11 protein-coding genes and 1 tRNA gene are annotated in these 14,151 nt (G+C 72.4%); 8 read left to right on the top strand and 4 right to left on the bottom strand.

Annotated features, from left to right (window positions below):
* Positions 1-109: 109 nt before the first annotated feature.
* Positions 110-964: a DUF3800 domain-containing protein gene (locus tag ACH443_RS09095; RefSeq protein ID WP_430590104.1), complete on the bottom strand. Its 855-nt coding sequence runs from the start codon at positions 962-964 to the stop codon at positions 110-112.
* A 188-nt stretch (positions 965-1,152) separates the two neighbouring features.
* Between ACH443_RS09095 and ACH443_RS09090 the strand changes: the two genes are divergently transcribed.
* Entirely contained in the window at positions 1,153-1,710 is a 558-nt protein-coding gene (locus tag ACH443_RS09090) for a small multidrug efflux protein (protein WP_430590103.1), read from the top strand.
* A 184-nt stretch (positions 1,711-1,894) separates the two neighbouring features.
* On the opposite strand, the gene ACH443_RS09085 is transcribed toward ACH443_RS09090, so the two are convergent.
* Both ACH443_RS09085 and ACH443_RS09080 read right to left on the bottom strand, forming a co-directional pair.
* Entirely contained in the window at positions 1,895-2,671 is a 777-nt protein-coding gene (locus ACH443_RS09085) for a hypothetical protein (RefSeq protein WP_430590102.1), read from the bottom strand.
* A 1,094-nt stretch (positions 2,672-3,765) separates the two neighbouring features.
* Positions 3,766-3,849 (bottom strand) — tRNA-Leu (locus ACH443_RS09080).
* A 254-nt stretch (positions 3,850-4,103) separates the two neighbouring features.
* On the opposite strand from ACH443_RS09080, the gene ACH443_RS09075 reads away from it, so the two are divergent.
* From ACH443_RS09075 to pknB, 7 genes are read left to right on the top strand one after another with little or no spacing between them, the layout of a single operon-like run.
* Positions 4,104-4,823: an FhaA domain-containing protein gene (locus tag ACH443_RS09075; protein ID WP_429762788.1), complete on the top strand. Its 720-nt coding sequence runs from the start codon at positions 4,104-4,106 to the stop codon at positions 4,821-4,823.
* A 10-nt stretch (positions 4,824-4,833) separates the two neighbouring features.
* Positions 4,834-5,334 carry an FHA domain-containing protein gene (locus tag ACH443_RS09070; protein ID WP_430555624.1) on the top strand — a complete coding sequence of 167 codons (501 nt, stop codon included), beginning with the start codon at positions 4,834-4,836 and terminating at the stop codon, positions 5,332-5,334.
* A gap of 7 nt (positions 5,335-5,341) precedes the next feature.
* Positions 5,342-6,733 carry a Stp1/IreP family PP2C-type Ser/Thr phosphatase gene (locus tag ACH443_RS09065; RefSeq protein ID WP_430590101.1) on the top strand — a complete coding sequence of 464 codons (1,392 nt, stop codon included), beginning with the start codon at positions 5,342-5,344 and terminating at the stop codon, positions 6,731-6,733.
* Positions 6,730-8,304, top strand: a complete 1,575-nt coding sequence (locus tag ACH443_RS09060) for an FtsW/RodA/SpoVE family cell cycle protein (RefSeq protein ID WP_430555622.1) — start codon at positions 6,730-6,732, stop codon at positions 8,302-8,304. The genes ACH443_RS09065 and ACH443_RS09060 overlap by 4 nt, the downstream gene beginning before the upstream one ends.
* Positions 8,301-9,764 (top strand): peptidoglycan D,D-transpeptidase FtsI family protein, encoded by a 1,464-nt coding sequence (locus ACH443_RS09055; protein WP_430555621.1) that lies wholly within the window; start codon positions 8,301-8,303, stop codon positions 9,762-9,764. The genes ACH443_RS09060 and ACH443_RS09055 overlap by 4 nt, the downstream gene beginning before the upstream one ends.
* Positions 9,761-11,296, top strand: a complete 1,536-nt coding sequence (locus ACH443_RS09050) for a protein kinase (protein WP_430590100.1) — start codon at positions 9,761-9,763, stop codon at positions 11,294-11,296. The genes ACH443_RS09055 and ACH443_RS09050 overlap by 4 nt, the downstream gene beginning before the upstream one ends.
* Positions 11,297-13,315: a Stk1 family PASTA domain-containing Ser/Thr kinase gene (pknB, locus tag ACH443_RS09045; protein WP_430590099.1), complete on the top strand. Its 2,019-nt coding sequence runs from the start codon at positions 11,297-11,299 to the stop codon at positions 13,313-13,315.
* Between the two features lie 81 nt (positions 13,316-13,396).
* On the opposite strand, the gene ACH443_RS09040 is transcribed toward pknB, so the two are convergent.
* A complete protein-coding gene (locus ACH443_RS09040; RefSeq protein ID WP_430590098.1) occupies positions 13,397-14,077 on the bottom strand; it encodes an aminodeoxychorismate/anthranilate synthase component II in 681 nt (226 codons plus the stop codon).
* Between the last annotated feature and the right edge of the window lie 74 nt (positions 14,078-14,151).

Below are 14,151 nucleotides of genomic sequence, written 5' to 3'. Positions count from 1 at the left end.
CAGATCACAGCAACCGGTTTCTTGACCGTAGGGGACCGGTTTCCCGGAGCGCAACCCCCAATTTCACCCGGTGCCGGGTGGGGCTGACGGTTGACGGCGCCGCCGGGCGTCAGGCAGCGGGCTCCGCAGAGCTCCGGGCCCACCCGGCCAGGAGGTCGGCGACCTGCACGCGCGGATCGTGGCGGGAGTCCACCTGCCGCACCCCGAGGAGGGGCGGAGGAGCGGGCGACGCCGCGGCGGCGAGGCTCGCGGCCAGGACCGCGGTCCGCTGCCGCGTGAGCGCGCTCTGCTCGTCGTGCACGACGACGACCGAGCGGTAGCCGTCGCTCCATCGCAGCACCGTCTCGGCCAGGGCCGGCACCAGCGGCTCGAGCGGCGGCGGGACGGCGGGGTCGCCGTCGAGCAGCCGGTCCAGGACCGCCACGACGTCCCGCAGGGTCAGGCCGGCCAGCTCCGGCACGCCGTCGGCCACCACGCCCGGGACGAGGGCGAGGAAACGGCCGACGGCAGCAGGGTCCGGCCGGCGCCGGTGCTTGAGGTGCGTCATCGCGACGAACGCGGCGAGGACGTCGCCCCGGCCTCGCAGGACCGCGACCGCGCGGCCGTGGTCGCGGCCGAGGCGCGACCCGTCGAGGTACGACGGCTCGCCCGTGAGCAGGTCGAGCACCCGCCCGGCGACGTGGTCGCGCTTGTCGACGACGTGCACCGTCGAGCGGCCCGCCAGCTCCGCCAGGAACCACTCCAACGCCTCCGGCTGCCCCGGCCGCAGGAGCAGGTGGGCCTTGTGCTCCCGTGTCCGACGGTGGTTGAACCGCGACCGCAGCGTGCCGAGCACCGCCGCCGCCTCCTCGCGGGTGAGGTCCACCCCCGCGTGCGCGATCACCGGCGACGCCGGGTCCAGCAGGTTCGTCCCGGAGAACCCCGACTCGTCGCACGCGATCTCCACGACGGCGGGCGCGGGCATGACGTCATCGTGGCGCGGCCGCCCGCGTGCCACCACCTCGTCCCGCCGACGCCCGCACCGCATGACACATGTCATGGCCCAGACGTGCGGTCGACACAGGAGCCGGTGACGGGGGGCACTACCAGGTGCTCCCCGCCCCGGGTGGACTGGGGACAAGCCCATGACGCCCGACACCCAGGGAGAACACCGTGAACCTCGTCGACACGTTCCAGGACCTGGTCGCCCAGGTCCCCGAGCTCGCCCAGCCGCTGATCGTCGCGGTCGCGGCCATGATCCCCTTCATCGAGGGGGAGGGCGGCGCGACCATCGGCATCCTCGGCGGGATCCACCCCGCCGTCGCGGCCGGCGCCGCGATGGTCGGCAACTTCCTCGCCGTGACCGCCGTCGTGCTGGCCAGCGCCGGCGCCCGCGACGCGGTCGTGAACCGCCGTCGCGCGAAGACCCGGCAGCGCAGCGCCGTCCCGGTGGGCTCCGGTGCCGTGAAGGACGCGACGATCCCGGCCGAGCCGGCGGACGACCGACACAGCGCCCGCCGGGCGAAGTTCCAGCGCGCGTACGAGCGCTACGGCGTCCCCGGCGTCAGCCTCCTCGGCCCGCTGCTGCTGCCGACCCACTTCACGGCCTCGATGCTGGTGGCGTCCGGCGTCGGCAAGGCCCGCGTGCTCGTCTGGCAGGCGGTGGCGATCGTCGGCTGGACCACGGTCACCGCCGTCGTCGCCAGCCGGTTGCTGAACCTCGTCTACTGAACCGTCTCCTGGGACGCCGTCAGCGCACGACGTCGTAGACAAGCTTGACCACGCCGTTCGCGCACGAGAGTTGACGGACACGTCGCGCGCGGAGGCGCTGATCTCGGGTGCGAGAAGGGCCTCCGGCCCGGGGACGTGGGAGGGACGTCCCGGGCCGGAGGCCCTTGCTGCGTGGTGCGACGCGTCAGACCTTCGGGGTCGCGGTGGTCGTGCCGCCCCCGTTGGTCGTGGTCGGAGCGATCGTGACACGGTAGTTGTACTTGTGCGAGGCCGTGAACTTGTAGGTCTTCAGGCCGTACTTGTCCAGGGTGATCGTCTTGCGCGTGTGCCAGCCGGTGGAGTTCTTGTACTGCACCTTCACCTTGGCGTACGAGTACGAGTGCCAGCCGGACGGGGTGTACCTCTTCAGGCCGATCTTGACGGTCTTGTGGCTGCCGCTCGAGGTCACCTGGATGACGTTGCCGTACTTGAGCTTGCCGTCGATCGAGGACTTCATCATGAAGGTGCCGCTGGAGTACGAGGCGTCCTTGAGCGTGACGTCCGGCGTGGTCGAGTTGTAGTCGGTGTCGACCACCACGCGCACGTTCTTCACCTTGAAGGTGCCGCGGCCCCAGGACGACTTCGCGGCGATGTAGGTGTCCAGGCTCTTGTAGTTCTGCGAGGCGACCGAGCCCAGGTCGACGTTCTTCGCGACGCGGGTGCTGCCGCGGTAGACGTCGGCGGAGATGTCGGCCCACCAGTACTGGCCGTAGCCGCTGAGGTTGCCGAGCTTCACGCTCGTGCGGACGTCGTAGTACTTCGTCGCGGAGTTGGTCCCCGTGCTGCCGTTGGAGGGCGTGACCTTGATCGAGGTCACGTCGATCGCCGGGGCGGTGGCTGCGGTCGCGGGAGCGACGGCGGTGCCGAGCAAGAGCGAGGCCGCCGCCACCGTAGTGACCGCGAGCTTGGACAGGATGCGCATGGGGACCCTTTCGAGGGGAGAAGTGAGCCGCGCGGATCCTATTCAGGTGCCCGTGATATGTGCCCGCCGAAACCACCGCCCGGACCGCCCAGGACCTGCAGTAGCGGATACCGGAGAGCGGCCTCGCCGGCGGGCCGACAGGTCGCGCAGGCCCGGGATGCCGGGCCTCGCGGGGGCTGATCGATCGGCCCCCGCCTCCCGCGCCGCCCTCCCGCGCGGCACGCTGCCGTCGCCCGAGGGCCGAAGATTTCACCCGCTCAGCGCACGCTCAGCCGCCTCCGTGGGTGCGCAGAGGGCCCGGGCCAGACAGACACCCGCTTCCTCACCGATCGGTAGGCATGAGGCGTCGGTTCTTCGACCTTCACAGCCTGAAACGGTCCGACGGTCCGAATCGCTGCCTGCTGAGCGGCGTCTTCAGCGGGCGCACGCCGGTCGGGACGGCACCAGCTCGCCGGTAACGACGAAATGCTCTGGCCTGGCGCAACTGCTGAGCCCCGGGAGCGTCGAGCACACCCTGACCGGATCGTCAGACACCCCTGGACCCCGGCGGCACACCAGGAGGGCGTGCAGCGACGACGGTGAGCCGCCAGCCCCGCGACGGTCAGCGTGGCGAGCTGTGTTGCAGCGTTCCGAAGCCGGCGACTCGACGGCGCCTCCACGTGGCCACGCGACCACCGCAGACGGTCGCGGCGTTGCCCCGCCGGACAACTCCATGGGCTGAGGCCATGGCACCCCGTCCTCGCTGTTGGCACATGCTCCAGGCTTCTCGTGGAGGGTCGCCGCCAGGGCGAGCGGGGTCGGCGAAGTAGACCGGCAACCTCGTGGCCAGGGTCAGGGCGCCATGGCGGGCCATCTCGGCGCGGGTGCATGGACAACTCTCGCTCGGAGCACGGTCTACCCGACGACCGCCTCGTCAACGTCATCCTCCCGCTGCCCGCACGACGGGACTTCACCCCGGTTCGACGTCGGGAAGCGGGGCCCGCGCCGTCGCCCAGCCAGATCGCACCCCGCGGAACGCAGAAAGTCCCGGCCAGGAGAACCTGACCGGGACTTTCCGAAGGTGTTCCGACCCTGAAGCCGAAACCCTCCTCACGTGCGCGAGGGGGGAGTTGAACCCCCACGCCCTCTCGGGCACACGGACCTGAACCGTGCGCGTCTGCCTATTCCGCCACTCGCGCGTGCCGCAGAAGATTAGCACGGCGCGGGGGGTGCTCCCCAATCGCCTGGCGAGGGCCTCGCGCACCCCGGAAAGGGCATGGTCCCGCCACTGGTGGCGAGCGTGGCGGCCGTCACCGCACCGTGACCTGCCGGTCCCGCTTCTGCGCCGAGCGTTCGCAGGAAATCCACACCGCGCGGAGGAGTGGTGCTGCGGCGCTGCCTACGATCTAGATAGTCTGCCCGCGGACGTGTCGGGCCAATGGGAGGAGGTGGCATGGGCGCCCTGGATCGCTTCGAGAAAGGCGTGGAGCGCGTGATGAACAACGCGTTCGCGAAGGTGGGTCGCAACAGCGAGATCAAGCCGGTCGAGCTGGCGAGCCGCCTGCGGCGCGAGATCGACGACCGCGCTGCCGTCGTCGGGCGCGACCGCACGGTCGTGCCGAACGAGTTCACCATCGAGCTGTCGTCCGCGGACTTCTCGCAGATCGACGCCTGGGGCGCGGAGACGATGGCCGACGAGCTGGCCACGAACCTCACCGAGTACGCCGCCTCGCAGCACTACGCCTTCGTGGGCCCGGTCAGCGTGTCGTTCGAGGAGCACGAGGACCTGCCGGGCGGTCGCTTCCAGCTGCGCTCCGCGACCGTGCGCGGCAACGTCGCCCCCGCCACGTCGGCGGCGCCGTCCACCCGCCACCCCCTCATCGACATCGACGGCCAGCGCTACCTGCTCACCGGCCCCGTGACGGTCATCGGCCGCGACGCCGAGGCCGACATCGTCGTCGACGACCCGGGCGTCTCGCGCCGCCACCTGGAGATCCGCGTGACGCCGGACGGCGTCGTCGCGACCGACCTCGGCTCCACGAACGGACTGTTCGTCGAGGGCCACCAGGTGCCCGCGGCCACGCTGCTCGACGGGAACACCCTGACCATCGGCCGTACCCGCATCATGTTCTGGACCGGCAGCGCCTCGGGCCAGCAGAACGAAGGCTGGTGATCCCCCCAGGATGAGTGAGCTGACGATCACCCTGCTGCGGCTGGGCTACCTGGTGCTGCTCTGGGTGTTCGTGCTCTCCGCGATCGCGGTGCTGCGGCGCGACCTGGCGCCCCGGGGCGCCCCGCGCGCCTCCAAGTCCGAACGCCGTCGCGCGGAGGCCGCACCCGCACCCTCCGCGGGCGCCGCGGCCGCAGCAGCACCCGCGCCCGCCCGGCGCGGCGGGCCCACGCGCCTGGTCGTGACGACCGGCCCGCTGGCCGGCACGACCCTTCCGCTGTCCTCGGCGTCGATCCTCATCGGCCGGTCGCCGGGCTGCACCCTCGTGCTCGACGACGACTACTCGTCGTCGCGCCACGCCCGCATCTTCCCGCAGGGCGACCAGTGGTACGTGGAGGACCTCGGGTCGACGAACGGCACCTTCATCGGGGACGCCCAGGTGTCGGGACCGCAGCCGCTGGCGCCGGGTGTCGGCGTCCGGATCGGCCAGTCCGTCGTCGAGCTCCAGGGGTGACCGCTCCGTGACCCTCACCCTGCGCTACGCCGCGCGGTCCGACGTCGGGCTCGTGCGGTCCAACAACCAGGACTCCGCGTACGCCGGGCCGCACCTGCTGGCCGTCGCCGACGGCATGGGCGGGCACGCGGGCGGCGACGTCGCGTCGCGCCTCGCGATCGCCGCCCTCGCCCCGCTCGACCGCACCGAGCACGGCCCCGAGGAGGCGCTGACCGACCTCGAGCACACGGTGGAGCGCGCCCGGCAGGACCTGGTGCGCGTCAGCGACGCCGACCCGGAGCTGGTCGGCATGGGCACCACTGTCACCGCCCTGCTGCACACGGGCACCACCCTGGTGATGGCCCATCTCGGCGACTCGCGCGCCTACCTGCTGCGCGACGGCCGCCTGACGCAGGTCACGGTGGACCACACCTTCGTGCAGCACCTGGTGGACACGGGCCGCATCTCGCCGGAGGAGGCGGAGCACCACCCGCAGCGCAACGTCGTCATGCGGGTGCTGGGCGACTTCGACGTCGACCTCACGCCCGACATGTCGGTGCGCGAGGCGCGCGCCGGCGACCGGTGGCTGCTCTGCTCCGACGGGCTGTCCGGGTTCGTCTCGCCCGAGCAGATCACCGAGGTGCTCACCGAGACCGCGGCGCCCGACGAGGCCGCCGACCTGTTGATCACGCTGTCCATGACGGCGGGCAGCACCGACAACATCACCGTCGTCGTCGCCGACGTCGTGGAGGACGGCGACGCCCCCGCGGCGGAGGGCGCGACGGCGGCCCCGGTCGAGGGCGCGACCGTGCCGCAGGTCGTGGGCGCGGCAGCCACGGGCGAGCTCCCCGCGGTCCTCCAGACCCCGGCCGACGACCCGGCCGACGACCCCGCGCCCACCGAGCAGGGCGCGGCCGACGACCCGGACGACCCCGAGGACGACGACACGGACGACGACGCGCGGCCCGCCCGCAAGCGCCGTCCGTGGATCACCGTGCTCGTGGTGCTCGTGGTGCTCGGCGGCGTCGGGTACGGCCTGTGGCGCGCGTACGGGTGGACGCAGGAGCAGTACTACGTCGGCGTTTCCGACGGTGAGGTCGCGGTCTTCCAGGGCATCCCGGCCAGCGCCGGCCCCCTGACCCTCTCCACCCCGGTGGAGCTCACCGGCACCCCGGTCTCCGACCTGCCGGACTACTGGGCGGACCGCCTCGACGGGTCCATCCGGGCGTCGTCCGAGGCCGAGGCTCGCGAGCGCGCGGACCGGCTCATCGCCGAGGCCGCCCCCGAGCCGTCACCGTCTCCCACCCCCTCCGCGAGCCCCTCGAGCTCGCCGTCCCCCTCGAAGAGCACGTCGACCGCGAAGCCCACGAAGCAGCCCGCCGACGCCGACAGCAAGGCCGACGGGGGGTCGAAGGGGTGAGCGTCGACGTCGAGACCCCCGCCGGGCGCACGGTCGAGCCCACCGAACGCCGTCCCGCCCGCCTGGCCGAGCTGTTCCTGCTGATCCTCGCCCTGGCCGCGGGCATCAGCGCGTTCGCGATGGTCGGCCGCAGCGTCACGGGCGAGCTGCCCGGCGACTTCTGGGCCGTCAGCCTGCTCCTGGTGGGCATCGCCGCGGCGGCGCACGTCGTGCTGCGTCTCCGCGCGCCGTGGGCCGACCAGGTGATCCTGCCCGCCGTGGTGCTGCTCAACGGCCTCGGCCTGGCCATGATCCTGCGGCTCCAGCTCGCGGACACCAAGGGCGCCGACGCCTGGTCGCAGATGATGTACACCGCGCTCGGCGCGGTCATCGCGATCCTCCTCGTCTGGTTCCTGCGCGACCACCGGTGGATCCGCCGCCTCACGTACACGGCGATGCTCGTGGGCCTCGGGCTCGTCGTGCTGCCGCTCCTGCCCGTCATCGGGCGGGAGATCAACGGCGCCCGCATCTGGGTGAACATCGCCGGCTTCTCCCTGCAGCCTGCCGAGTTCGCCAAGATCGCGTTCGCGATCTTCTTCGCCGGGTACCTCGTGACCAACCGCGACACCCTGGCCCTCGCGGGCAAGAAGGTGCTCGGGCTGCAGCTGCCGCGCATCCGCGACCTCGGCCCGATCATCATCGTGTGGGCGGCGTCCCTGGCCGTCCTCGTCTTCGAGCGCGACCTGGGCACCTCGCTGCTGTTCTTCGGCCTGTTCGTCGCGATGCTGTACCTCGCCACCGAGCGGTTCAGCTGGGTGCTCATCGGGCTCGTGCTGTTCGCGGCCGGCGCGCTCGTCGCCGCGAGCGTGTTCCCGCACGTCGGCGCCCGCATGGACGTGTGGCTGCACCCGTTCGACAACGAGCTGTACAACGCGGTCGGCGGGTCCTACCAGATCGTGCAGGGCACGTTCGCGCTGGCCGCGGGCGGCCTGTTCGGCACCGGCTGGGGCGAGGGCTACCCGTACCTCGTGCCGTACGCCTTCTCCGACTTCATCTACTCGTCGCTGGGGGAGGAGCTCGGCCTCACCGGCCTGCTCGCGATCCTGCTGACGTACCTCCTCATCGTGCAGCGCGGCCTGCGCACCGCCATCGCCGTGCGCGACGGCTTCGGCAAGCTGCTGGCCGGCGGTCTCGCGTTCGTCATGGCGCTGCAGCTCTTCGTCGTCGTCGGCGGCATCACGCGCATCATCCCGCTGACCGGCCTGACGCTGCCGTTCATGGCGCAGGGCGGGTCGTCGCTGCTGGCCAACTGGATCGTCATCGCGCTGCTGCTGCGCGTCTCCGACAACGCCAGGCGCCCGTCGGCGCTGCCGATGCGCGGCACGGTCGCGCAGGGCGGCGGCATGCACGACCCCATCGTGGTCGGCGCGCACGACGGGACGACGCCGGGCGGCGGCGTCCCCGTCCGGCGGTCGGCCGCGGACGCGCCGTCGCGCGGGTCGACGCCGTCGCACCCCACCGAGGCGTTCGGCGGGCCGCTGGACCCGCGCCGCGACGATCCCCGAGGAACGACTGGAGGTGAGCACCTGTGAACACGACCCTGCGCCGGCTCGCGAGCGTCGTCATGGTCATGTTCCTGGCGCTCATGGTGTCGACCACGTGGATCCAGTTCTTCCACGCCGACGAGCTGAACAGCGACACCCGCAACATCCGCTCGATCTACGCCGAGTACGGGCGCGCCCGCGGCCCGATCGTCGTCGGCGGCGAGGCCGTCGCGCTGTCCAAGCCCGTCGACGACGAGTTCGGCTACCAGCGCGAGTACACGAACGGCAAGCTCTACTCGCCGCTCACCGGGTTCTTCTCGCTGGCCAACGGCACGACGGCGATCGAGCACGCGGAGAACGACTACCTCAACGGGCAGGCCGACGCCCTCTGGGTGGACCGCCTGCAGAACCTGCTCACCGGTAGCGACCCGGAGGGCTCCTCCGTCGAGCTCACCATCGACCCGAAGGCGCAGAAGGCCGCGTGGGACGCCCTGGGCGACCAGGAGGGCGCCGTCGTCGCCCTCGACCCCAAGACGGGCGCCGTCCTCGCGATGGTGTCCAAGCCGTCCTTCGACCCCAACGACCTCGCGTCGCACTCCACCAAGAAGGCCGGGCAGGCGTACACCGACCTGCTCAACGACGACGACGAACCGCTGGTGAACCGCGCGACGTCCTGGAACCCGCCCCCCGGGTCGACGTTCAAGCTCGTCACGACCGCCGCTGCGCTCGAGAGCGGCGACTACACGCCTGACACGGTGATCGACGCGCCGTCCTCGTACACCCTGACGGGCACGAACACGCAGGTCGGCAACTTCGCAGGCACGTCGTGCGCGTCGTCGGGGAAGATGACGCTGGCCGACGCTCTGCGGATCTCCTGCAACACCGCCTTCCTCGGCCTGGGCGGCGAGCTCGGCGCCGATGCGATGAACGAGCAGGCCGAGAAGTTCGGGGTCGGCAGGCGGTTCGAGGTCCCGTTCTCGACCGCGGCGAGCCAGTACGACCCGGACCCGGACGAGATGAACACGGCGCAGGTCGAGCTGTCCGGCATCGGCCAGGGCAGCGTCGCCACCACGCCGCTGCAGGTCGCCATGATCTCCGCGGCGATCGCGAACGGCGGCGAGGTCATGCAGCCCTTCTCGGTGGACACCGTGCGGGACCCGCAGCTCGAGGTGGTCCGTGAGACCTCGCCGTCGAGCCTCGGCCGCGCCGTCTCGGAGAAGACCGCGGGCCAGCTCACGGACATGATGAAGAGCGTCGTCGAGTCCGGGTCGGGTACGAGCGCCCAGATCCCCGGCGTCACCGTCGCCGGCAAGACCGGCACCGCCCAGCACGGCGACAACTCCCAGCCGCCGCACGTGTGGTTCACCGGCTTCGCGCCGGCGGAGGACCCGCAGGTCGCGGTCGCCGTCGTCGTCAAGAACGGCGGCGACCTCGGCGGCCAGGCCACCGGCGGCTCGGTCTCCGCGCCGATCGCCAAGGCCGTCATGGAAGCGGTGCTGAACGGATGAGGCCGGCCACGGGGCTCGCGCTCGGCGAGCGGTACCGCCTCACGCGCCGTATCGCCATCGGCGGCATGGGCGAGGTCTGGGTGGCCGACGACGGCTACCTGGGCCGCGAGGTCGCGGTGAAGGTGCTCCGCGAGGAGTACACCGGCAACGAGGACTTCCTGCGCCGCCTGCGCACGGAGGCGCGCAACAGCGCCGCCCTGTCGCACCCGAACATCGCGCAGATGTACGACTACGGCGAGCAGGACGGCGCCGGCTTCCTCGTCATGGAGCTGGTGCTGGGCGAGCCGCTGGCCGACCTGCTCGAGCGCGAGCCCGTCGTCGCGCCCCGCAAGCTGCTGCCGATCCTCGCCGCCACGGCGCGGGGGCTGCACCACGCGCACCTGGCCAAAGTCGTGCACCGCGACGTCAAGCCCGGCAACATCCTGCTGGAGCACGGCGGCAGCGTGAAGATCACCGACTTCGGCGTCTCGCTCGCCGCCAACCAGGCCCCCATGACGGCGACCGGCATGGTCATGGGCACGGCGCAGTACCTGTCGCCCGAGCAGGCGGTGGGGCAGCCCGCGACGGCGGCGTCCGACGTCTACGCGCTCGGGGTCGTCGCGTACGAGGCGACGGCGGGCAAGCGCCCGTTCACGGGCTCGACGCCGGTCGACATCGCCGTCGCGCACGTCAACGCGCCGGTACCGCCGCTGCCCACGCACGTGCACCCTGGGCTCGCGGACGTCATCGGGCGCATGCTCGAGAAGGACCCGTCGCGTCGGCCCGAGTCGGCCGCCGCCCTCGCGGGGGAGCTCGACTCGCTCGCCCGCGAGATCGCGGAGGACCCGCTCGGCGCCCGGTCCCGGTCTGCGCGGCGTGCCGCGGCGGCGCGCCAGGGCGCCCGCCCGGCGCGTGCCGTCCCCGCGCACGCCGCGCCCACGGCGCCACGACCCGCCGGACCTGCCGCTCCTGCCGCTCCTGCCGGCCCTGGGAGCCCTTCCACCCCGCCGTCGGCGGCGATGCCGGTCGCGTGGACTGCGGTGACGCCGTCCGAGGACGAGCGTGCGACGCCCGCCGAGCCCGCGGCGGTCGTCCCCAGCGACGAGCCCACCCCGCAGACCCCGGTCGACGGCCTCGCCGCCGGACGTGCGTACCCGCGGCGCCGCGAGGTGCGCGCCGGCACCCACGACGCCCGCCGTCCCCCGGTGCGCAAGGCCCCGTCGACCGGCACCCGGAGCCGTTCGACGTCGCGCTCCGCGCCCGAGGCCAAGCCGGCGCGCCGCACGTCGACCTCGACGGGCCAGCGCTTCGGCCCGCTCGGACGCCTCTCCTGGCCGTTGATCGCGCTGCTCGGCCTCCTCGTCGTCCTGCTGCTCGCCACCCTCGTGCAGGCCATGGCGGCCGACGCCGAGGGCCACGCGGCGGCCCTCCTGGTGGGACCGGCCCTCGCGGTCTCCCGCCCCTCCCGCACGGGTGCGCGTCCCTCCTCTGGGATGATGCTCCGAGACACGCCGCGCGCCCCGCGCGCGGCCATGACCGAGAAGGACTTCTGAGTGGTGGACAACACGCCCCGGGTACTCGCCGGCCGCTACGAGGTCGGTGAGCTCATCGGCCGCGGCGGCATGGCCGAGGTGCACATCGGGCACGACACGCGCCTGGGTCGCACCGTCGCGATCAAGGTGCTGCGGTCCGACCTCGCCCGCGACCCGTCCTTCCTGGCGCGGTTCCGTCGCGAGGCCCAGTCTGCCGCCGCGCTGAACCACCCCGCCATCGTCGCCGTCTACGACACCGGCGAGGACACGCACACGGACACGCAGGGCGCGTCCGTGCACGTCCCGTTCATCGTCATGGAGTACGTCGAGGGGCACACGGTCCGCGACATCCTGCAGGACGGCGCGGCCGTGCCGATCGAGGAGGCCGTCGAGATCACGGCGGGCATCCTCAGCGCGCTGGAGTACTCGCACCAGGCCGGCATCGTGCACCGCGACATCAAGCCCGCGAACGTGATGATCACGCCCACGGGTGCGGTCAAGGTGATGGACTTCGGCATCGCCCGCGCGATGGCTGACTCCGCCGCGACGATGACGCAGACGCACGCCGTCATCGGCACGGCCCAGTACCTGTCGCCCGAGCAGGCCCGCGGCGAGACCGTGGACGCCCGCAGCGACCTGTACTCCACGGGCTGCGTGCTGTTCGAGCTGCTCACCGGGCGCCCGCCGTTCATGGGCGACTCCCCGGTCGCCGTGGCGTACCAGCACGTCGGGCAGGCGCCGCAGCGCCCCAGCGAGCTCGCCTCGGACGTGCCCGAGGTGCTCGACCGCATCGTGCTCAAGGCCCTCACGAAGGACCGCGACGCCCGCTACTCCACGGCGGCGGAGTTCCGCGCGGACCTCGAGACGGCGCTGCGCGGCGGCGACGTCACCGCGCCGCTCCTCGGAGCGGCCGCCGCCGGCGCCGCGGCGACGCAGGTCATGGGCCAGCCCCAGGGCACCCAGGTGATGGACCCCGCGAGCACGTCGCAGTGGGGCACCACCGGGGTGCAGGGCGCGAACGGCGAGCCCGACGACGAGAAGAAGAGCCGCAAGGGCCTCATGTGGACGCTCATCGCGATCGGCGCCGTCGCGCTGGCCGCGATCATCACGTTCCTCGTCATGAACGACGCCGAGGCCAAGACGACCGTGCCCGAGCTCCAGTCCAACGTCACCCCCGCCGAGGCGGAGCGCGCGATCACGGCCGCCGGGCTCGAGTACGAGCAGGCGACCGACACGGAGTCCACGGAGCCCGAGAACACGTTCCTCGACCAGAACCCGACCGGCGGCACGGAGGTGGACCGCGGCACCACCGTGACCGTGACGTTCTCCGCCGGCCCGGACACCGTCGCGGTGCCCGACCTCTCGGGCATGACGGAGGACGAGGCCTCCGACGAGCTCGAGAAGGCGAAGCTGACCCTCGGCGACGTCTCGCAGGAGAACAGCAAGGGCGTCGAGAAGGACCACGTCATCAAGTCCGACCCGGCCGAGGGCCAGGCGGTCAGCGAAGGATCGGCCGTCGACATCGTCGTCTCCACCGGGCAGGTCGACCTGCCGAACCTGCTGGGCATGACGGAGGACAAGGCCAAGGAGACGATCACCAACCTCGGGCTCAACTCCGAGACCAGCACGGAGGAGAGCGACAAGAAACCGGGCACGGTGATCCGCCAGAGCCCGCAGGCCGGCTCGGTGCCGCAGGGGAGCGGCGTCTCGATCGTCATCGCCAAGAAGAAGGCCCCGGAGATGACGACGGTGCCGAACGTGGTCGGGCAGACTGCTGCAGATGCCCAGGCCGCTATCAGCGGCGCGAGCCTGAACCCGCAGATCACCTTCGAGCCCTCGGACGACGTGCCGAACGGCACCGTGATCTCCCAGGACCCGGAGGGCGGCGAGGCCGAGGTCGGCTCCGACGTCGCCGTCGTGGTGTCCAGCGGGCCGGAGGCGGGCGAGACGCCGAGCGGTGAACCGAGCGGCGAGGCGACCGACGGCGAGTCCGACAACGCCGGCGACGACGGCGACCCGCTCGGCATCCTCCCCGACTGAGACGAGCGGTCGAGCACCAAAGGAACGGACGAGCCCGTCAGGACATTGCGGTCCTGACGGGCTCGTCCGTGCCCGGTGGCGTCAGCCCTGGTGCACCAGCGGCGCCATGCCGACGGACCGCGCGACCGCGCCGTCGTCGCCGCACACGGCGAGCCAGTTGGCGAGGAGCCGGTGCCCGCCCTCGGTGAGCACGGACTCTGGATGGAACTGCACCCCGTGCAGCGGCAACTCGTGGTGCTGCAGCCCCATGACGACGCCGCTCGCCGTCGCGCCGGTCACCTCGAGCTCGGCGGGCACGGTCTCCGGGAGCACCGCGAGCGAGTGGTAGCGCGTCGCCGTGAACGGCGACGCCAGACCGTCGAGCACGCCGTCGCCGTCGTGCTCCACCAGGCTGGTCTTGCCGTGCATGAGCTCCGGCGCGTGCGCCACCGTGGCGCCGTACACCTCCGCGAGGGCCTGGTGGCCCAGGCAGACGCCGAGCATCGGCGTGCGGGAGCGCGCGCAGGCGCGGATGACGTCCTCCGACGAGCCCGCCTCCTTCGGGGTACCCGGGCCGGGGGAGACGAGCACGCCGTCGAAGGGCGCGCCGTCCGCGTCGTGGAAGACGCCGTCCGCGTCGGGCTCGGGCACCGCGTCGTTGCGCACGACGACGGTGCGCGCCCCGAGCTGGTCCAGGTAGCCGACGATCGTGTAGACGAACGAGTCGTAGTTGTCGACCACGAGGATGCGCGGGCCGGCGGTCGTGGGGGTGGGGCTGGTCATGGCTGTCTCGCTTCGGGGGAGTGGTCAGGCGGGCTGCGGGGCGGGACGGCGGCCACGCCATCGCCGGCCCGGCA

This window comes from Isoptericola sp. NPDC019571 (assembly GCF_044389385.1).
GTDB lineage: Bacteria > Actinomycetota > Actinomycetes > Actinomycetales > Cellulomonadaceae > Isoptericola > Isoptericola nanjingensis.
The sequence above is the reverse complement of the archived record's forward strand: the minus strand, read 5'-3'. Positions and strand labels throughout refer to the sequence as shown.